Annotated in this window: 14 protein-coding genes; 9 read left to right on the top strand and 5 right to left on the bottom strand. The window is 60.4% G+C overall.

Annotation, left to right across the window (positions count from 1 at the left end; translation table 11 throughout):
- The first annotated feature begins 28 nt into the window (after positions 1 to 28).
- Entirely contained in the window at positions 29 to 1,003 is a 975-nt protein-coding gene (gene cysK, locus P5706_RS24615) for a cysteine synthase A (RefSeq protein WP_285682377.1), read from the top strand.
- Between the two features lie 312 nt (positions 1,004 to 1,315).
- The gene (locus tag P5706_RS24610; RefSeq protein ID WP_056857296.1) at positions 1,316 to 2,254 is read left to right on the top strand and encodes an aspartyl/asparaginyl beta-hydroxylase domain-containing protein; all 939 of its coding nucleotides are present in this window, start codon (positions 1,316 to 1,318) and stop codon (positions 2,252 to 2,254) included.
- A gap of 65 nt (positions 2,255 to 2,319) precedes the next feature.
- Here P5706_RS24610 and acnA read toward each other — a convergent pair whose 3' ends face one another.
- The gene (gene acnA, locus P5706_RS24605; protein WP_285682374.1) at positions 2,320 to 5,061 is read right to left on the bottom strand and encodes an aconitate hydratase AcnA; all 2,742 of its coding nucleotides are present in this window, start codon (positions 5,059 to 5,061) and stop codon (positions 2,320 to 2,322) included.
- Between the two features lie 196 nt (positions 5,062 to 5,257).
- Here acnA and rlmM point away from each other — a divergent pair, with 196 nt between their 5' ends.
- Both rlmM and tusA read left to right on the top strand, forming a co-directional pair.
- On the top strand, positions 5,258 to 6,334 hold the full coding sequence (gene rlmM / locus P5706_RS24600; protein WP_285682372.1) for a 23S rRNA (cytidine(2498)-2'-O)-methyltransferase RlmM: 1,077 nt from the start codon (positions 5,258 to 5,260) through the stop codon (positions 6,332 to 6,334).
- 125 nt (positions 6,335 to 6,459) lie between these two features.
- The gene (gene tusA / locus P5706_RS24595; RefSeq protein ID WP_502945503.1) at positions 6,460 to 6,705 is read left to right on the top strand and encodes a sulfurtransferase TusA; all 246 of its coding nucleotides are present in this window, start codon (positions 6,460 to 6,462) and stop codon (positions 6,703 to 6,705) included.
- On the opposite strand, the gene P5706_RS24590 is transcribed toward tusA, so the two are convergent.
- Complete coding sequence (locus P5706_RS24590) at positions 6,702 to 8,084, bottom strand: MATE family efflux transporter (protein WP_285682370.1); 1,383 nt, start codon at positions 8,082 to 8,084, stop codon at positions 6,702 to 6,704. The two genes, tusA and P5706_RS24590, sit on opposite strands and share 4 nt — an antisense overlap.
- A 287-nt stretch (positions 8,085 to 8,371) precedes the next feature.
- On the opposite strand from P5706_RS24590, the gene pdxB reads away from it, so the two are divergent.
- Complete coding sequence (gene pdxB / locus P5706_RS24585) at positions 8,372 to 9,514, top strand: 4-phosphoerythronate dehydrogenase PdxB (protein WP_285682368.1); 1,143 nt, start codon at positions 8,372 to 8,374, stop codon at positions 9,512 to 9,514.
- A gap of 213 nt (positions 9,515 to 9,727) precedes the next feature.
- Here the strand turns inward: pdxB and P5706_RS24580 are convergent, their stop codons facing one another.
- Positions 9,728 to 9,901, bottom strand: coding sequence for a PA1571 family protein (locus P5706_RS24580; protein WP_163005420.1), 174 nt, complete (start codon positions 9,899 to 9,901; stop codon positions 9,728 to 9,730).
- A gap of 235 nt (positions 9,902 to 10,136) precedes the next feature.
- Between P5706_RS24580 and P5706_RS24575 the strand changes: the two genes are divergently transcribed.
- On the top strand, positions 10,137 to 11,924 hold the full coding sequence (locus P5706_RS24575; RefSeq protein WP_285682365.1) for an ABC transporter transmembrane domain-containing protein: 1,788 nt from the start codon (positions 10,137 to 10,139) through the stop codon (positions 11,922 to 11,924).
- 369 nt (positions 11,925 to 12,293) lie between these two features.
- On the opposite strand, the gene P5706_RS24570 is transcribed toward P5706_RS24575, so the two are convergent.
- Positions 12,294 to 14,222 (bottom strand): transglycosylase SLT domain-containing protein, encoded by a 1,929-nt coding sequence (locus tag P5706_RS24570; protein ID WP_200430543.1) that lies wholly within the window; start codon positions 14,220 to 14,222, stop codon positions 12,294 to 12,296.
- A 213-nt stretch (positions 14,223 to 14,435) separates the two neighbouring features.
- Here P5706_RS24570 and P5706_RS24565 point away from each other — a divergent pair, with 213 nt between their 5' ends.
- On the top strand, positions 14,436 to 16,358 hold the full coding sequence (locus P5706_RS24565; RefSeq protein WP_285682363.1) for an ATP-binding cassette domain-containing protein: 1,923 nt from the start codon (positions 14,436 to 14,438) through the stop codon (positions 16,356 to 16,358).
- A gap of 212 nt (positions 16,359 to 16,570) precedes the next feature.
- Here P5706_RS24565 and P5706_RS24560 read toward each other — a convergent pair whose 3' ends face one another.
- Positions 16,571 to 17,023 (bottom strand): universal stress protein, encoded by a 453-nt coding sequence (locus P5706_RS24560; RefSeq protein ID WP_200430538.1) that lies wholly within the window; start codon positions 17,021 to 17,023, stop codon positions 16,571 to 16,573.
- A 105-nt stretch (positions 17,024 to 17,128) separates the two neighbouring features.
- Between P5706_RS24560 and P5706_RS24555 the strand changes: the two genes are divergently transcribed.
- Entirely contained in the window at positions 17,129 to 17,566 is a 438-nt protein-coding gene (locus P5706_RS24555; RefSeq protein WP_200430537.1) for a hypothetical protein, read from the top strand.
- Between the two features lie 496 nt (positions 17,567 to 18,062).
- The gene (gene fadB, locus P5706_RS24550) at positions 18,063 to 20,210 is read left to right on the top strand and encodes a fatty acid oxidation complex subunit alpha FadB (protein ID WP_017137417.1); all 2,148 of its coding nucleotides are present in this window, start codon (positions 18,063 to 18,065) and stop codon (positions 20,208 to 20,210) included.
- The last annotated feature ends 11 nt before the right edge of the window (positions 20,211 to 20,221 follow it).

Here is a 20,221-nt window from a genome sequence, read left to right as displayed (position 1 = left end):
CTTCTTGAAATTGCCTTAAGGACCCGTCATGAGCCGTATCTTTGCAGACAACGCGCACTCCATCGGTAACACGCCCCTGGTGCAGATCAACCGCATTGCGCCGCGTGGCGTGACCATCCTGGCCAAGATCGAAGGGCGTAACCCCGGTTACTCGGTGAAGTGTCGCATTGGCGCCAACATGATCTGGGACGCCGAAAGCACCGGCAAACTCAAACCGGGCATGACCATTGTCGAACCGACCTCCGGCAACACCGGCATCGGCCTGGCGTTTGTCGCCGCTGCGCGTGGCTACAAGCTGCTGCTGACCATGCCGGCGTCCATGAGCATCGAGCGACGCAAAGTGCTCAAGGCGCTGGGCGCCGAGTTGGTGCTGACCGAGCCGGCCAAGGGCATGAAGGGCGCTATCGACAAAGCCGGTGAAATCGTCGCCAGCGACCCGAGCACTTACTTTATGCCGGCCCAGTTCGAAAACCCGGCTAACCCGGCGATCCACGAGAAAACCACCGGCCCGGAAATCTGGAACGACACCGATGGCGCGGTGGATGTGTTGGTGGCGGGCGTGGGCACTGGCGGCACCATTACCGGCGTTTCGCGCTATATCAAGAACATTGCCGGCAAGCCGATTCTGTCGGTGGCGGTTGAGCCGAGCGTGTCGCCGGTGATCACCCAGGCGCTGGCAGGTGAAGAAATCAAGCCGAGCCCGCATAAAATCCAGGGCATCGGCGCCGGGTTTGTGCCGAAAAACCTCGACCTGTCGATGGTTGACCGCGTGGAACTGGTGACCGACGACGAATCCAAGGCCATGGCCCTGCGCCTGATGCAGGAAGAAGGGATTTTGTGCGGTATCTCCTGCGGCGCCGCCATGGCCGTGGCCGTGCGTCTGGCCGAGAAGCCGGAAATGCAAGGCAAGACTATCGTGGTGATCCTGCCGGACTCCGGCGAGCGTTACCTGTCGAGCATGTTGTTCAGTGATCTGTTTACCGAGCAAGAAACCCAGGCGTGATGCTCTCCTGTGGCGAGGGAGCTTCATGTGGCGAGCAGGCTTGCCCTGCGCTGGGGTGCGAAGCAGCCCTAAAACCGTCGAATCGGTCTATCAGTTACACCGCGTGGTCTGAACTGGGAGTGCTTCGCACTCCAACGCAGGGCAAGCCTGCTCGCCACAACGGCCCCGCTCATCACCGGGGTTGATTTATGTCAGCCGGTTTTCCTGGGCCTTCTGCATAATGGCCCAAGTGTTTATCATGGCCGGCTGCTACGTCTGGTTTCCCGTTGACGGGAGGTTGCTGGCCAGGCGCTTATTTTCAGGAGTTGCTGCATGACCTTTTCTTTGGCCGCCAAACTGTCGGTGCTGGCGTTGTTTATCGGCAGCATTCTGTATGTGCACTTGCGCGGCAAGGCGCGTTTGCCGGTGTTGCGCCAGTTCGTCAACCATTCGGCGCTGTTCGCCCCGTATAACGCCTTGATGTACCTGTTCTCGGCCGTGCCGTCCAAGCCATACCTGGATCGCAGCAAGTTCCCGGAACTGGATGTGCTCAAGGATAACTGGGAGGTGATCCGCGAAGAGGCCATGCACCTGTTCGACGAGGGTTACATCCGCGCCGCCGAAAAGAACAACGACGCCGGTTTCGGCTCGTTCTTCAAGAAGGGCTGGAAGCGTTTCTACCTCAAGTGGTATGACAAACCGCTGCCATCGGCCGAGGCGCTGTGCCCGAAAACCGTGGCCTTGGTGAGCAGTATCCCGAACGTAAAGGGCGCGATGTTCGCGCTGTTGCCGGGTGGTAGCCACCTCAACCCGCACCGCGATCCGTTTGCAGGCTCGCTGCGTTATCACTTGGGCTTGTCCACGCCAAACTCCGACGACTGCCGCATCTTTGTCGACGGCCAAGTTTACGCGTGGCGCGACGGTGAAGACGTGATGTTCGATGAAACCTACGTGCATTGGGTGAAGAACGAAACCGAGCATACCCGTGTGATTCTGTTCTGCGACATCGAACGCCCGCTGAGCAACCGCATCATGACCAGCATCAATCGCTGGGTCAGCAAGCAGCTGGGTCGCGCAACTGCGCCGCAAAATCTGGATGACGAACGTGTGGGCGGGATCAACCAGGCGTATGCCTGGAGCAAAACCTTCAGCGACAAGTTCAGTGGTGTGGTCAAGCAGTGGAAGCGCAAGCATCCCAAGGCCTACCGCATTGCGCGGCCGGTGCTGGCGGTGGTCGTGCTGGTGCTGCTGTGGAAGTGGTTGTTCGGCTAATCTAAAACACGCTCAAAACTGTGGGAGCAGGCAAGCCAGCTCCCACATTTGATCTCCAGTGTTGCTTAGGACGCGATCAGCTGGCGCAGCACATAGTGCAAGATGCCACCGGCCTTGAAGTATTCCACCTCATTCAAGGTATCAATCCGGCACAACACCTCAACCTTCTCGCTGCTGCCGTCTTCACGAGTAATCACCAGCGTCAGGTTCATCCGTGGCTCGATCTCGGCATCGGTCAGCCCCAGGATGTCGATCTTCTCCTTGCCAGTCAGCTGGAGCGTCTTGCGGTTCTGATCCAGCTTGAACTGCAACGGCAACACGCCCATGCCCACCAGGTTGGAACGGTGAATCCGCTCGAAACTCTCGGCGATCACTGCCTTTACCCCCAGCAGATTAGTACCTTTGGCCGCCCAGTCGCGGCTTGAACCGGTGCCGTATTCCTGGCCTGCGATCACCACCAACGGTGTACCCGAGGCCTGGTACTTCATGGCCGCGTCATAGATCGGCATTTTCTCGCCGGTGGGGATGTACAGCGTGTTGCCGCCTTCTTCGCCGCCGAGCATTTCGTTGCGGATGCGGATGTTGGCAAAGGTGCCGCGCATCATCACTTCATGGTTGCCACGGCGTGAGCCGTAGGAGTTGAAGTCACGTGGCTCCACGCCTTGTTCGCGCAGGTAGCGCCCGGCGGGGCTGTCGGTCTTGATATTGCCGGCGGGGGAGATGTGGTCGGTGGTCACCGAATCGCCTAGCAGGGCCAGCACGTTGGCGCCCTTGACGTCCTCGATCACCGGCAATGGCCCGGAAATATCGTCGAAGAACGGCGGATGCTGGATGTAGGTGGAGTCCTTCTGCCATACATAGGTCGCGGCCTGCGGCACTTCAATTGCCTGCCATTGCTCGTCACCGGCAAACACTTCGGCGTATTCCTTGTGGAACATGCCGGTGCTGACCTGCGCGACCGCGTCGGCAATCTCTTTGCTGCTCGGCCAGATGTCTTTGAGGTACACCGGCTTGCCGTCCTTGCCTTCGCCCAGCGGCTCGCTGCTGATGTCGATACGCACGGTGCCGGCCAAGGCATAGGCGACCACCAGCGGCGGCGAGGCCAGCCAGTTGGTTTTCACCAGTGGATGCACACGGCCTTCGAAGTTGCGGTTGCCCGACAGCACCGAAGCCACCGCCAGGTCGGCCTTCTGGATGGCTTTTTCGATCGGCTCAGGCAATGGCCCGGAGTTGCCGATGCAGGTGGTGCAGCCGTAGCCGACCAGATCAAAGCCTAGCGTGTCGAGGTATTGGGTAAGGCCGGCCGCCTTGTAGTAATCGGTCACCACTTTGGAGCCGGGCGCCAGGGAGGTTTTTACCCAGGGCTTGCGGGTCAGGCCTTTTTCGACGGCCTTTTTCGCTACCAGGCCTGCGGCCATCATCACGCTGGGGTTGGAGGTGTTGGTGCAGGAGGTAATCGCGGCGATCACCACCGCGCCGTTTTTGAGGCGGTAGGTGTGGCCGCCGTACTCGTAATCGGTCTCGCCGACCAAATCCGCATTGCCCACGGCAACCCCGCCTCCGCCTTCACTTTCCAGGCGGCCTTCTTCTTTGCTGGCGGGTTTGAACTGCAGGTCGAGGAAGTCAGTGAACGCCTGGCCAACATTGGGCAGTGACACGCGGTCCTGCGGGCGTTTGGGCCCAGCCAGGCTGGCTTCGACACTGCCCATGTCCAGCGCCAGGGTGTCGGTAAACACCGGTTCCTGGCCGGCGCTGCGCCACAGGCCTTGGGCCTTGGTGTAGGCCTCGACCAACTTGACGGTCTCTGCTGGGCGGCCGGACAGGCGCAGGTAGTCCAGCGTCACCTCGTCCACCGGGAAAAAGCCACAGGTGGCGCCGTATTCCGGGGCCATGTTGGCGATGGTTGCGCGGTCGGCCAGGGGCAGGTCGGCCAAGCCGTCGCCATAGAATTCGACGAATTTACCGACCACGCCTTTCTTACGCAGCATCTGGGTGACGGTCAGCACCAGGTCGGTGGCAGTAATACCTTCTTTCAATTTGCCGGTCAGTTTGAAGCCGATCACTTCCGGGATCAGCATCGACACCGGCTGGCCGAGCATCGCAGCTTCCGCTTCGATGCCGCCCACGCCCCAGCCCAGTACGCCGAGGCCGTTGATCATGGTGGTGTGGGAGTCGGTGCCCACCAACGTGTCGGGGAAGGCGTAAGTGCGGCCGTCTTCGTCCTTGGTCCACACCGTGCGCCCCAGGTACTCAAGGTTGACCTGGTGGCAGATGCCCGTGCCCGGTGGCACTACGCTGAAGTTGTCGAACGCACTTTGGCCCCAGCGCAGGAAGGCGTAGCGTTCGCCGTTGCGCTGCATCTCGATATCGACGTTTTGCTCGAATGCGTCGGCGTTGCCGAACTTGTCGACCATCACCGAGTGGTCAATCACCAGGTCCACGGGGGAGAGCGGGTTAATGCGCTGCGGGTCGCCACCGGCCTTGGCTACGGCGGCGCGCATGGCGGCAAGGTCGACCACGGCGGGCACGCCGGTAAAGTCTTGCATCAATACGCGGGCTGGGCGGTACTGGATCTCGCGGTCGGACTGGCGCTCTTTGAGCCAGGCGGCGATGGCCTTGAGGTCAGTGCCGGTGACGGTCTTGTTGTCCTCCCAGCGCAGCAGGTTTTCCAGCAGCACCTTGAGGGACATCGGCAGCTTGTCCAGGTCACCCAGGCTCTTGGCGGCTTCGGGCAGGCTGAAGTAGTGATAGGTCTTGTCGTCGATTTGCAGGGTTTTAAGGGTTCTCAGGCTATCTAGCGATGACATTACATGACTCCTTATGGTCCGCACGGCTACGGACCTGACGGGACGAACAGAGCTTTCAACTTAGCCCTGTTTTCATTAGCAGGCTAATAACTGGACTCTATCGTTAAGTCCAAGGTTCCGAACTCGGCTATCATGCGCGCGTTTTCATGACAGGTATTGCGATAGCGCAAGGCCGGTTGAGTCACCAGGAGAGTTGATGAACACCCTTTTTATGCACTGCCGCCCGGGTTTTGAAGGCGAAGTCTGTTCCGAGATCGCGGAACACGCCGCGCGCCTGAACGTTTCCGGCTACGCCAAGGCCAAGACCGGCAGCGCCTGCGCCGAATTTGTCTGCACCGAAGAAGACGGCGCCCAGCGCCTCATGCACGGCCAGCGGTTTGCCGAGCTGATCTTCCCAAGGCAGTGGGCGCGCGGGGTATTTATCGACCTGCCGGAAACCGACCGCATCAGCGTGATCCTCGCCCACCTGCGCGAATTCCCGGTGTGCGGCAGCCTGTGGCTGGAGATGGTCGACACCAACGACGGCAAAGAACTGTCGAACTTCTGCAAGAAATTCGAAGTGCACCTGCGCAAAGCCCTGCTCAACGCCGGCAAGCTGGTGGACGACCCGAGCAAGCCGCGCCTGCTACTGACCTTCAAAAGCGGCCGCGAAGTGTTCATGGGCCTGGCCGAGTCGAACAATTCGGCGATGTGGCCCATGGGCATCCCACGCCTCAAGTTCCCACGGGACGCGCCAAGCCGTTCGACCCTGAAGCTTGAAGAGGCCTGGCACCACTTCATCCCCCGCGACCAGTGGGACGAACGCCTGCATGGCGACATGACCGGCGTCGACCTCGGCGCCGCGCCGGGCGGCTGGACCTGGCAGTTGGTCAACCGTGGCATGCTGGTGACCGCCATCGACAACGGCCCCATGGCCGAAAGCCTGATGGACACCGGCCTGGTGCAGCATTTGATGGCAGACGGCTTTACCTTCGTGCCTAAACAGCCGGTGGACTGGATGGTCTGCGATATCGTCGAGAAACCGGCGCGTAATGCCGCGCTGCTGGAAACCTGGATTGGCGAAGGGCATTGCCGCGAGGCGGTAGTGAACCTCAAACTGCCGATGAAGCAGCGTTATGCTGAGGTAAAGCGTTTGCTTGAGCGCATCGAAGATGGCTTCAAGGCTCGTGGCATTCGGGTGGAAATCGGCTGCAAGCAGCTGTATCACGACCGAGAGGAAGTGACTTGCCACCTGCGTCGGCTGGTTGATGCAAAGAAACCTAAATCCCGCTGAAACCCAATGTGGGAGCTGGCTTGCCTGCGATAGCGGTATAACGGTTGAAATCTATGTTGAATGTGCCCCGGTCATCGCGGGCAAGCCCGCTCCCACACTGGAGCGGGCCAGTTTCAGGAGTGATTATGAGTATTGAATTGTCTGTCGACGGCACCCTCGACGCCACCGGCCTCAACTGTCCTGAACCGGTGATGATGTTGCACCAGCACATCCGTGACCTGCCGCCGGGCGGCTTGCTCAAGGTGATCGCGACCGACCCGTCGACCCGTCGCGATATTCCCAAGTTCTGCGTGTTCCTCGACCACGAACTGGTGGATCAGCAGGAGCACGCCGGTGCGTACCTGTACTGGATCCGCAAGAAGTCCGCTTAAACCAGGCGAATCCGCCGGCGCGCGCTGCGTGCCAGGCGGATTACCAGCATCGCCGCTGCGCAGCTCAAGCCCACGATCAGCCCTTGCCATAGCCCGTTTGGCCCACTCGCTGCGCCCAGCCAATCGGTCAGCCCCAGGGTATAGCCCACCGGCAACCCCACGCCCCAGTAAGCAAACAAGGTCAGCACCATGGTCACCCGCGTGTCTTGGTAGCCACGCAGCGCGCCGGCAGCGGTGACCTGGATCGCGTCGGAGAACTGGAACAGCGCCGCAAACACGATCAGCATCGATGCCACGTGGATCACCAGCGGGTCAGGCGTGTAAATCGTGGCAATCTGTTCGCGAAACAGCAGCATCAGGCTGCAGGACAGGCACGCGTAGGTCAGTGCCGTGCCCATGCCGACCCCGGCGGCAAAGCGTGCTTCACGCGGCTCGCCACGGCCCAATGCCTGGCCGACCCGTACCGTGACCGCCATGCTCAGCGAATAGGGGATCATAAACACCAGCGAGCTGAAGTTCAGCGCGATCTGGTGCCCGGCCACCACGTTGGCGCCCAGGCTGCCGATCAGCAGAGCGATCACCGCAAAGATGCTCGATTCGGCAAACACCGCGATCCCGATCGGCAGGCCGATGCCCAGCACGCGCTTGATCACGGCCCATTGCGGCCAGTCGAAACGCTTGAACAACTCGCTGCTCTGGTACGCCGGTGCCCAGCGGGTCCAGGCGGCGAGGCCGAGCATCATCACCCACATCACAATGGCTGTAGCCCAGCCACAACCCACGCCGCCCATGGCCGGCACACCGAAGTGGCCATAAATGAACACGTAGTTCAGTGGAATGTTCAACGCCAGCCCGCACAGGCCCATGATCATGCTGGGGCGCGTACGGCCCAGGCCATCACTGAAGCAACGCAACACGTAATACAGGGCGATGGCGGGCATGCCGGACGCGATGCCGTGCAGGTAGGCCATGCAGGGTTTGATCAGCTCGGGGTCGACATTCATCGCGTGCAGGATCGGCTCGGCGCTGATCAGCATCAGCAGGGCAGTGATGCCCACCACCACTGCCAGCCACAGGGATTGGCGCACCAGCGGGCCAATGTCTGTGTGGTGACCGGCGCCGAAGCGCTGGGCGACTTTGGGCGTGGTGGCCAGCAGCGTGCCGGTCATCAACAGGTACACCGGAATCCAGATCGAGTTGCCCAAGGCCACCGCCGCCAGGTCTCGCGGGCTCACGCGCCCGGCCATCACCGCATCGACAAAGCCCATGGCCGTGGTGGCGAGCTGGCCGATCATGATCGGCAGGGCCAGGGTCAGCAGGCTGCGCACCTCGCGACTGACGCGGGCGGGGCGGGAGAGGGAGGCGGTGGCGGTGTTCACGTGCGGGTGTCCAGTAAAAGAGTTGCAAAGGACGGCGAAGTCTACGCTTTGACGCAGTGGTCAGGAAAAAACCTGTGTTGCTGATTTGTAATGCGCTTTCCCGGTAGAGGATAAACCCCTGTGGGAACTGGCCCATGTGGGAGCTGGCTTGCCTGCGATGCTGGCACCTCGGTTTTTCAGGACGATCAAGGTGATGCCATCGCAGGCAAGCCAGCTCCCACACAAGCCAGCTCCCACACTCAAACTACGCATCCCTGTACACTGCCAATCCGCGAAAGGAGCCTGCCATGTTGATTGTTGCCGACGAAAATATTCCGCTGCTCGATGCTTTCTTCGAAGGGTTTGGCGAGATTCGCCGCGTACCCGGGCGTTCCATCGACCGCGCCACGGTCGAGCAGGCCGATGTGCTGCTGGTGCGCTCGGTAACCAACGTCAACCGTCACTTGCTGGACGGCACTAAAGTGCGCTTTGTGGGCACCTGCACCATTGGCACCGATCACCTGGACCTGGACTACTTCAAACAGGCCGGTATCACCTGGTCCAGCGCGCCTGGCTGCAATGCCCGCGGTGTGGTGGACTACGTGCTGGGCAGTTTGCAGACACTGGCCGAAATCGAAGGCGTCGACCTCAATCAACGCACTTACGGCATCGTCGGTGCCGGTGAAGTGGGCGGGCGTCTGGTCAAGGTGCTCAAAGGCCTGGGCTGGAACGTGCTGGTGTGTGACCCGCCGCGCCAGATCGCCGAAGACGGCGATTACGTGAGCCTGGCGCAAATCATCGAGCAGTGCGACGTGATCAGCCTGCACACGCCGCTGACCAAATCCGGAAATGGCTCCACGTGGCACCTGTTTGATCGTGAACGCCTTGGTCGCCTCAAGCCCGGCACCTGGCTGATCAACGCCAGTCGCGGCCCTGTCGTCGATAACGCGGCGTTGCGCGAAGTGCTGCTGGAGCGCGAAGACCTGCAAGCAGTGCTGGACGTGTGGGAAGGCGAGCCCGAAGTGGACGTCGACCTAGCCGACCTGTGCGTGCTGGCCACACCGCATATCGCCGGCTACAGCCTCGACGGCAAACAGCGTGGTACCGCGAAGATCTACCAGGCTTTGTGTGCCCATATGGGCCAGGAACCCAGTATCCAGTTGAGTGATTTGTTGCCGCAGCCATGGCTGGCCGAAGTGCATTTGAATGCATCGACAGACCCGGCCTGGGCGCTGGCGACCCTGTGCCGCAGCGTGTATGACCCGCGCCGCGATGATGCGGACTTTCGCCGCAGCCTTGTAGGCACCGTGGAAGAGCAACGCAAGGCGTTCGACCTGCTGCGCAAGCATTACCCGGAACGTCGCGAGATAGATGGCTTGAAGGTGCGGATCAATGGCGAGTCGGCAGTGTTGTCGAACATCGTCACTGCATTGGGCGCCAACTCTTTTTAGGACATGTTACACATGTGGCGAGGGAGCTTGCTCCCGTTCGACTGCGCAGCAGTCGCGGGCTTTCAGGGGCGCTTCGCACTGGAGCGCCAGCCCGGCCCAGCGGGAGCAAGCTCCCTCGCCACAAAAAGCAGGCCACACAAAACAGATCAGAGCATAAAAAACAGGCATAAAAAACCCGGCCATTGAGGCCGGGTCTGAAAGAGCGTGGGCGCGTCAGCCTTGCTTGGCAGGTTTGACCAGTCGCTGTTCCAGGTCGCTGCACGCTTGCTGGATCATCTCTTCGGTAATCTGCACTTCGCGGCCCTTGGCATCGATATACGAGCAAGGCAACTGCTGCGGCTGGCGAATCACTTCAATTTTGGCGTCACTGCTATTTTGCAAGGTCATGGCCTGTCTCCTCATCAGGTTGTGTACCTAATCTAATCCCCCCGCGTGACCGAGCTATTACAACTCCTTACACGATCACCGGTTCGAACGCCCAGTCCAGCAGAAACCGATACAAATTTCCACCCGGGCGTTAGACCGATAGCCTCTAGGGATCAACATCGGCGGGCATAATTAACCTGACTCATTGCTATTTGCCCAAGTTCCCCCAATGTTGGTGTATAGGTTCCTCATCGGTATGCCCTCCATGTTCTCAGTCCGTCAACGTCGTGCAATTCGTCTGGCCAGCCGCTTTGTTGCGCCCTACCGTTGGCAGGCGCTGGGCGCCTTGTTGGCGCTGATTGTCACGGCCGGCATCACCTTGTCCATGGGGCAGGGCATTCGCCTGCTGGTGGACCAAGGGTTCATGACTCAGTCGCCGCACTTGCTCAACCAGTCCATTGGCCTGTTCATGGTGCTGGTACTGGGCCTCGCTGTGGGCACGTTTGCGCGGTTTTACCTGGTGTCATGGATCGGCGAGCGGGTGGTTGCGGACATTCGTCGGCAAGTTTTCAATCACCTGATCTACCTGCACCCCGGCTTTTACGAGAACAACCGCAGTTCGGAAATCCAGTCGCGGCTGACCACTGACACCACGTTGCTGCAATCGGTGATCGGCTCGTCGCTGTCGCTGTTCCTGCGCAATGCCTTGATGGTGATCGGCGGCATCGTGCTGTTGTTTGTCACCAACCCCAAGCTCACCAGCATCGTGGTGGTGGCTCTGCCGTTGGTGCTGGCGCCAATCCTGATCTTCGGTCGCCGCGTGCGCAGCCTGTCGCGGCTGAGCCAGGACCGTATTGCCGATGTGGGCAGTTACGTGTCGGAGACGCTCGGCCAGATCAAGACCGTGCAGGCCTATAACCACCAGGTGCAGGACGAACAGCGTTTTGCCGTGACCGTCGAAGAGGCATTCGCCACTGCGCGTAAACGCATCGCACAGCGTGCCTGGCTCATTACCCTGGTGATCATGCTGGTGCTCGGCGCCGTGGGCGTGATGCTGTGGGTGGGTGGCATGGATGTGATCAATGGGCGCATTTCCGGCGGCGAGCTGGCCGCGTTCGTGTTTTACAGCCTGATCGTCGGCAGCGCCGTCGGCACCCTTAGCGAAGTGCTGGGTGAGCTGCAGCGCGCCGCCGGAGCGGCTGAGCGGATTGGCGAATTGTTGCAGTCGAGCAACGACATCCAGGCGCCCGCCGAAGGCACTGTGCAACTGCCGGAACGGGTCAGTGGCCGCATGGAACTGCAAGACCTGCGCTTTTCCTACCCATCGCGGCCAGACAGCTACGCCATTGACGGCTTGAACCTGACCATCAACCCGGGCGAAACCCTGGCGTTGGTTGGCCCGTCCGGCGCCGGCAAATCGACGATCTTTGATTTGCTGCTGCGCTTCTACGACCCTCAGCAAGGCCGCATCCTGCTCGAAGGCCACCCGCTGACCGAACTCGAGCCGATGGACCTGCGCCGTCATTTCGCGCTGGTGTCCCAGAGCCCGGCGCTGTTTTTCGGCAGCGTTGAGGAAAACATCCGTTACGGCAACCCGTCCGCCACGCGCGAACAGGTCGAAGCCGCGGCACGCATCGCCCACGCCCACGACTTCATCCTGCAAATGCCCGACGGCTACCAGACCCATTTGGGCGACGGCGGCATGGGCCTGTCCGGCGGCCAACGCCAGCGCCTGGCCATCGCCCGTGCGTTGCTGGTGGACGCGCCGATCCTGCTGCTGGACGAAGCCACCAGCGCCCTGGATGCGCAGAGTGAACACTTGATCCAGCAAGCTTTGCCGCAACTGATGCAGGGCCGCACCACGCTGGTGATTGCGCATCGGCTGGCCACGGTGAAAAACGCCGACCGCATTGCGGTGATGGACCAGGGCAAGTTGGTGGCAGTGGGCACGCATCAACAGTTGATTGCGAGTAATCCGTTGTATGCACGGTTAGCGGCGTTGCAGTTCAGTGATGGCGGTGAGGTTGCGAAAAACCAAGGCTAGCTCGATCTATGTGGCGAGCGGGCTAGTAGGCTGAGCAGGTTAGTAGGGCAAGCAGGTTAGTAGGGTGAGCAGGCTAGTAGGCTGAGCAGGTTTGTTGTGGCGAGCGGGCTTGATGTGGCGAGCGGGCTTGCCCCGCGTTGGGCTGCGTAGCAGCCCCAAAACCTGCCGACTCGGTCTATCAGTTACACCATGGCGGGGCTGAATGGGGAGCGCTTCGCACTCCAACGCAGGGCAAGCCTGCTCGCCACATTAAGCCTGCTTGCCACATCAAGCCTACTTGCCACATAAAGCCTGCTTGCCACAGAAAGCCTGGTGGCCAAATGAAGCCTATTGGCCACAGCAAGCCTGCCGATCGCACTTCAGTCAGTCTTACTGATCATCAAAATACCGCTCATGCCAATCCACCAGCGGCTGCGGTGAGTTGAGCTTCTGCCCGTAGATCACCGAATAAGACAGCACGTTCTGTACGTACTGGCGGGTTTCATCGAACGGGATGCTTTCCACCCACACATCGAAACTCAGGTGATCGGCACCGCGCAGCCACTGGCGTACACGGCCGGGGCCGGCGTTGTAGGCGGCGGAGGCGAGTACGCGGTTGCCGTTGAACTGGCTGTGTACCTGGCTCAGGTAGGCGGCGCCGAGCTGGATGTTTTTGTCCGGGTCCAGCACTTGGGCCGGGGAGGCCAGTGGGATGCTGAATTTGCGTGCGGTCTCTTTGGCGGTGCCGGGCATCAGTTGCATCAGGCCACTGGCGCCGACGCCGGAGCGGGCGTCGTCCATGAAGGCACTTTCCTGGCGGGTGATGGCGAACACCCAGCTTGAATGCAGGCCACGCACCTTGGCTTCGCGCACCAACGTGTCGCGGTGGGCCATCGGGAAACGAATATCCAGGTCGTCCCAGTATTGCGCCTGGCTGATGGTGCGGATCGCCGGGAAGTACCACTTCATGTCATAGGCCAGCTTGGCCTGGGCCACCATTTCATCGCGGTTGAAGTGACGGCTGACGTGGTACCACTCGCGGCGACCATCGACAATCTGGCCGCGTGCGTAGAATTCCATAGCGCGACGCACACCGGGGGTATTACGCACCTTGTTGATCAACGCCTGGCTCATCACCAGCGGTTTGTTTTTCAACTGGTAAGGCGCTTTGGAGCGATCGGCGGCGAGGAACCCGTAGAAATCACGTTCCTGCGCAAGGTTCTTGTACAGCACCAGTGGCTGCGGGTTTTTCGGCTCGGCCAGTTCCAGGCTACGCGCCTGCCAGTAGCGCCAGCGGTTGGTGGTGGCCAGGTCTTGCGGGAGTTTGCGGGTCAACTGGTAGGCATCTTCCCAGCGCGCCAGGCGCAACAGCAGGCGCAGGCGCCATTCGGAGACGGTGTTGTCACGCAGCTCGGGGTCGTACTTGGTCATTACGTCGAGGGCGCGTGGGTCGTAGCGGCGGGCCAGGGTCAGGCCGATTTCGCGGGCGATCGACACTTTTTCGTCACGGGAGAAGTGCATGCTGCTGGCATAGCCGTCGAGCAGTGCCATGGCCTTGTCCGGGTCCTGGCGTGCCAGGCGGCGCAGACCGAGGCCAACGGCATCGGACATGGCCTCGTTGGCCGGCAGGAAGCGCGACGGGTCGCTGAGCATGTCGGGCTTTTGCGCCACGTCGACCATCAGGCGGCCTTGGGCGCCGAGGGTTGGCAGGGTTTTCACCAGGCTGTTGGCCAGCGCGTAGTTGCGGGCTTCGGCAGCGAGCTTGGCGCGGTCCCAGATTTTCTGTTCGGTGAGTTGGCCGTCGGCGGCCCACTGGCCAAAGGTGGCGTCACAGGCGGCCGGCTGGGATTTGCCGGTCAGCCAGAGTTTTTCGGTGGTCTTGTAGCCTTCGGCTTTGAGGTTGTGAGTCAACTGATACTGGCCATGCAGGCAGTCCAGTTCGACGAAATTGAGCTTGGCGTCGTAGTACTTTTCGAAGGTTTGCCAGTCACCACGGTCGGCCAGCCAGCGCAACCAACGCAGTTTCATCCAGTTGGCCTGGGGCAGGTCGCCGTTTTTGGCGAGGAATTGTTCGATTTCCTCGTTGCTCGCGGTTTTGAGGCGCGCGGTCAGCTCGTCGTAGGCCAGGTATGGCGTGAGCGGGTAGTCGGCCAGGGCCTGGCTGTATTGCATGTAAGGGCCGCTGTCGCCTTTGGCGAGGGCGCGTTTGGCTTCATCGTAATATTGACGTTGGGTGGTGAGGTCCACGGCCTGGGCAGATTGAACGGCGGTGGCGGAAAGAAGCAGACAAGATAAAAAGTTGAAAAGGCGACTGCGCATGAGACGTCCGTGCAGAGAAATCACGACTAGCACCGGCACCGCCGACACTGATTGCCCCTAGCTTAGCCTTTTGCCTGCGGCAGGCGAAAGCTTTGCCGGCCGGCTGGCAGAAGTTGACTGTAAATGTCCTACAGAACGTGTCTGTGGCAAAAATGCCGGCCGCATCCCACCCTCAAGTCAGGTAGAATGCGCGCCCAGTTTTTGGAGAAGCGTATGACCCTGCTCAAATTCAGCGATGTGTCCCTTGCTTTCGGCGCTATGCCGTTGTTGGACAAGGTGTCCTGGCAGATCGCCCGTGGTGAGCGGGTGTGCATCATCGGCCGCAACGGCACCGGCAAGTCCAGCATGATGAAGCTGGTAAAAGGCGACCAGAAGCCCGATGACGGCTCTGTGTGGCGCGCGCCAGGCCTCAAGATCGGCGAATTGCCCCAGGAATTACCGGTGGCCGACGGACGGACAGTGTTCGACGTGGTTGCCGAAGGCCTCGACGGCGTTGGCGAGTTGCTCGCGCAGTACCATCACCTGGCGCAGAACTGCGTCACCGAAGCCGACCTGGACAAGCTCATGCACGTCCAGCAAGACCTCGAAGCCCGTGACGGCTGGCGCTTGCAGCAACTGGTCGACAGCACCCTGAGCCGCCTGCAACTGCCGGCCGACAAGACCCTCGCCGAGTTGTCCGGTGGCTGGCGCCGTCGCGTGCTGCTGGCCCAGGCGCTGGTGTCCGAGCCAGACCTGCTGCTGCTCGACGAACCAACCAACCACTTGGACATCGGCGCCATCGCCTGGCTGGAAGAAGCCCTCAAGGATTTCCAGGGCGCCGTGCTGTTCATCACGCACGACCGTTCCTTCCTGCAAAACCTGGCCACGCGCATCCTCGAACTGGACCGTGGCGGCCTGATCGACTGGAACGGCGACTACGCCAGCTTCCTGGTACACAAAGAAGCCTCGCTGGCCGCTGAAGAAACCGCCAACGCGCTGTTCGACAAGAAGCTGGCCCAGGAAGAAGTCTGGATCCGCCAGGGCATCAAGGCCCGTCGCACCCGTAACGAAGGCCGTGTGCGTGCCCTCAAAGCCCTGCGTGTTGAGCGCAGTGAGCGCCGCGAGCGCACCGGCAAGGCGAATATCCAGCTGGACACCGCCGACAAGTCGGGCAAGCAGGTGATGGTGCTGGAGAACGTCAGCTTCCACCACCCGGATGGCCCGTTCCTGATCAAGGACTTCTCGATGGTCCTGCAGCGCGGCGACCGTATCGGCCTGCTGGGCGCCAACGGCACCGGCAAGACCACCTTGCTCAAGCTGATGCTCAATGGCCTGCAACCGACCAGCGGCACCGTGGAAGAAGGCACGCGCATCGACGTGGCTTACTTCGACCAGTTGCGTCATCAGTTGGACCTGGAAAAGACCGTGATCGACAACGTCGCCGAAGGCCGCGACTTTATCGACATCGACGGTCAGAGCCGCCACGTGCTGAGCTACCTGGGCGACTTCCTGTTCAGCCCGCAGCGTGCGCGTACGCCGGTCAAAGCCTTGTCCGGTGGTGAGCGCGCGCGCCTGCTGCTGGCCAAACTGTTCAGCAAGCCGTCCAACCTGCTGGTACTCGACGAGCCGACCAACGACCTCGACGTGGAAACCCTGGAGCTGCTGGAAGAGGTTTTGCTGACCTTCAGCGGCACCGTGCTGATGGTCAGCCACGACCGGGCATTCCTCGACAACGTGGTGACCAGCACCCTGGTCTTCGAAGGTGAAGGCAAGGTGCGTGAATACGTCGGTGGTTACCAGGACTGGATCCGTCAGGGCGGCTCGCCGCGTCTGTTGGGCGTGACCGAGAGCAAGTCCGGCAAGGCCGACCTGACCTCGGCAGTCGTGGCGCCTGTGGCCGCTGTTGCTGCACCGGCTGCGGACGCTGCACCGGCGGCCAAGAAGAAGCTCAGCTACAAGCTGCAACGCGAGCTGGAAGCCTTGCCGGGTGATATCGACGCCAAGGAACAGCAGATCGCTGCGGTAGAGGCAGACATGGCTGACGCAGGTTTCTACCTGCGCCCGGCAGCGGAAACCGCCAAAGTGATTGCTTCCCTGGAAAAGCTGAACCAAGAGCTGGAAGTGCTGATGGAGCGTTGGGCTGAGCTGGATGCCTGATTGATTCGCACGCCATAAAAAAGCCCGGCGCTCATCTGTATGATCGCCGGGCTTTTTATATGAAATGCGATTGAAAATGTGGAGCTGGTTTGTGTGGGAGCTGGCTTGCCTGCGATAGCCTCACCTGGGTCTGCCTGAATCACCGAGGTGTCTGCATCGCAGGCAAGCCAGCTCCCACACAAGCCAGCTCCCACACAGGTTTTACAGTGTTCTTACGAGCTTTTTACCAGCTTGACCGCCAGCACATCACACGGCGCGCCGTGCAGCACGTCGTTAGCAGTAGAGCCCAGCAACAACGCCAGGCCGTGACGACCATGGCTGCCGACCACGATCAGGTCGCAGTTCTGCTCTTTGGCCAGGTGATGGATTTCCTGGCGCGGCTGACCGTAGGTGAGGTGGGAGTTTTCCTTGGTCACTTGCGGGTACTTCAGGATCAAGCGATCCAGGCGCTCTTTGGCCTGATCAAATTGCTGTTGCTGCAACTGGGAAAGGTCCATCGGCACGTCGCCACCAAAGGCCATGGCCATAGGCTCGACGATATGCACGAGTGACAGCTTGGCGCCGTTGGCGATTGCTGAAGCCTGCGCGCGCTTGATAACCGGGTCGCACTCTTCGGTCAGATCGACAGCGACCAGGATATGTTTATAGGAATGTTCGTTGGGCATGGCGCGTTCCTCCAGGGGACTGCAATAAGTTCAGTATGGCTGGTTTCAAGCGGATGGGGTTGCGTCAGCTCAAACCCGCTCATCTAGAAATTCGGGAGTACACATATGACGGTCTGGATAGTGGTGTCAATCCTTGTGGTGGTTCTGAGCCCAATGGCATGGCTGCGCCCGTCGCGCCATCAGAGTGGGCGCATGGCCTTGCGCATGGAGGCACGCCGCATCGGTTTGACCATGCAATTGGCGCCCCAGGAGTGGCCGCACTGGCTCGCACAAGAGCCGCCGAGCCCGTGCGCGCAGTACTGCCGACCACGACGGGGCAGCACGCCGGCCCTGTGGAGTTACTGGCAAATGTCGCCGGGCGTATGGGTCAATCAGTGGCGTGAAGTGTGTGAGGATGAAAAGTTGTTGCCGCATTTTTCGACGTTGCCGGCCAACGTCTACAAGGTCGAGGCCGACAAGCAAATGATCGCCTTGTATTGGGGCGAGAAGGGCGAGGCCAGCGTGCTGAAGGACATCGATACGCTGCTCAAGGCCCTGGCATGACGCCATAGCGTTAAAAGCCAGGCATTAAAAAGCCCGACATCATCATCGGGCTGGAGTTGGCCAGGCAGGCCGGTAATTCTGTGTTCCTTACGCCGGGTGTTCATCCAGGCGCTTTGCGGTTGTGGCTAGCCTAGCGGCATATCCGATTCTGTACAGCCTTTTCCCACATCTTTTTTATTATTGATTCTGTGAATATTTGAATATTGACAGGGCGCAGGCGCGGGCGTGGGGTTCTGAACTGACTGGAAAGTCGCGTTTTTCCTGGCCTTTCGAGCGATTGACAATTGCCCTGAATTGGATGAAGGTGACGTACCCAAATCAAACGGGCGTATGAATTGAGCGTTTGTCTGTCAGACGACTCATACAGAACCCCGACTAGCGCATTGGCGGGTGTGCCTGGCGGATTGGCATGAGCATTGAGGCAACTCTCAATGTCCAACCAATAGGCCAGCGTCCAGTGTGTACTGTTCAGCTTCCATATCGTGGAGATCAGTTGATGATTTACGAAGGTAAAGCCATCACGGTTAAGGCTCTTGAAAGTGGCATCGTCGAACTGAAATTCGACCTCAAGGGTGAGTCCGTCAACAAGTTCAACCGTCTAACCCTGAACGAACTGCGTCAGGCCGTAGACACCATCAAAGCAGATGCTTCGGTCAAGGGCGTGATCGTCTCCAGCGGCAAGGACGTGTTTATCGTCGGCGCTGACATCACCGAATTCGTCGACAACTTCAAGCTGCCCGATGCAGAGCTTGTGGCCGGCAACCTCGAAGCCAACAAGATTTTCAGCGATTTCGAAGACCTCAACGTGCCAACCGTGGCTGCCATCAATGGCATCGCGTTGGGCGGCGGCCTGGAAATGTGCCTGGCTGCGGACTTTCGCGTCATGTCGGCCACCGCCAAAATCGGCCTGCCTGAAGTCAAACTGGGCATCTACCCAGGTTTCGGCGGCACTGTGCGTCTGCCGCGCCTGATCGGTGCAGACAACGCGATTGAGTGGATCGCCGCCGGTAAAGAAAACCGTGCCGAAGACGCGCTGAAAGTCGGCGCCGTCGACGCTGTGGTGGCCCCGGACAAACTGGCCGAAGCCGCTCTGAACCTGATCAAAGGCGCCATCAGCGGCGAATTTGACTACAAGGCCAAGCGTCAGCCGAAGCTGGAAAAACTCAAGCTCAACGCCATCGAACAAATGATGTCGTTCGAAACCGCCAAAGGTTTCGTGGCCGGCCAGGCCGGCCCGAACTACCCGGCACCGGTTGAAGCGATCAAGACCATCCAGAAAGCCGCGAACTTCGGTCGCGACAAAGCCCTGGAAGTGGAAGCGGCAGGTTTCGTCAAACTGGCGAAAACCTCGGCAGCACAAAGCTTGATCGGCCTGTTCCTGAACGATCAGGAACTGAAGAAAAAGGCCAAGGCCTACGACGAGATTGCCCGCGACGTGAAACAGGCTGCCGTACTCGGTGCCGGTATCATGGGCGGCGGTATCGCCTATCAGTCGGCGTCCAAAGGCACGCCGATCCTGATGAAGGACATCAACGAGCACGGCATCGAGCAAGGCCTGGCAGAAGCCGCCAAGCTGCTGGTGGGTCGCGTTGATAAAGGTCGCATGACCGCCGCGAAGATGGCTGAAGTGCTCAACGGCATTCGCCCTACGCTGTCCTACGGTGATTTCGGCCACGTCGACCTGGTGGTCGAAGCGGTAGTCGAAAACCCGAAGGTCAAGCAAGCCGTACTGGCTGAAGTGGAAGCCCAGGTTAAAGACGACACTATCCTGGCCTCGAACACCTCGACTATTTCCATCTCGCTGCTGGCCAAGGCCCTCAAGCGTCCGGAAAACTTCGTCGGCATGCACTTCTTCAACCCGGTACACATGATGCCGCTGGTGGAAGTGATCCGTGGCGAGAAGTCCAGCGAGCTGGCGGTTGCCACTACCGTTGCCTACGCCAAGAAAATGGGCAAGAACCCGATCGTGGTCAATGACTGCCCGGGCTTCCTGGTTAACCGCGTGCTGTTCCCGTACTTCGGCGGTTTCGCCAAACTGGTCAGCGCCGGTGTCGACTTTGTGCGCATCGACAAAGTGATGGAGAAATTCGGCTGGCCAATGGGCCCGGCGTACCTGATGGACGTGGTCGGTATCGACACTGGCCACCACGGTCGCGACGTGATGGCTGAAGGCTTCCCGGATCGTATGAAAGACGACCGTCGCTCGGCGATCGACGCGCTCTACGAGGCCAAGCGCCTGGGCCAGAAGAACGGCAAAGGCTTCTATGCCTACGAGGCTGACAAGAAGGGCAAGCAGAAGAAAGTGGCCGACCCATCGGTTCACGAAGTACTCGCGCCAGTCATCTATGAACAGCGTGAGGTGTCCGACGAGGACATCATCAACTGGATGATGATCGCCCTGTGCCTGGAAACCGTGCGTTGCCTGGAAGACGGCATCGTTGAAACCGCCGCCGAAGCCGATATGGGCCTGGTGTACGGTATTGGTTTCCCTCCATTCCGTGGTGGTGCGCTGCGTTACATCGACTCGATCGGTGTGGCTGAGTTCGTTGCCCTGGCTGACAAATACGCTGATCTGGGCCCGCTGTACCACCCGACCGCGAAGCTGCGTGAAATGGCCAAAAATGGCCAGAGCTTCTTCGGTTAAGCGCCCAGACG

Origin of the sequence: Pseudomonas sp. ChxA (assembly GCF_030263855.1) — a bacterium.
Taxonomy (GTDB): Bacteria; Pseudomonadota; Gammaproteobacteria; order Pseudomonadales; family Pseudomonadaceae; genus Aquipseudomonas; species Aquipseudomonas fluorescens_CB.
Note: the sequence above shows the minus strand (reverse complement) of the source record. Positions and strands in the feature narration are given on the sequence as shown.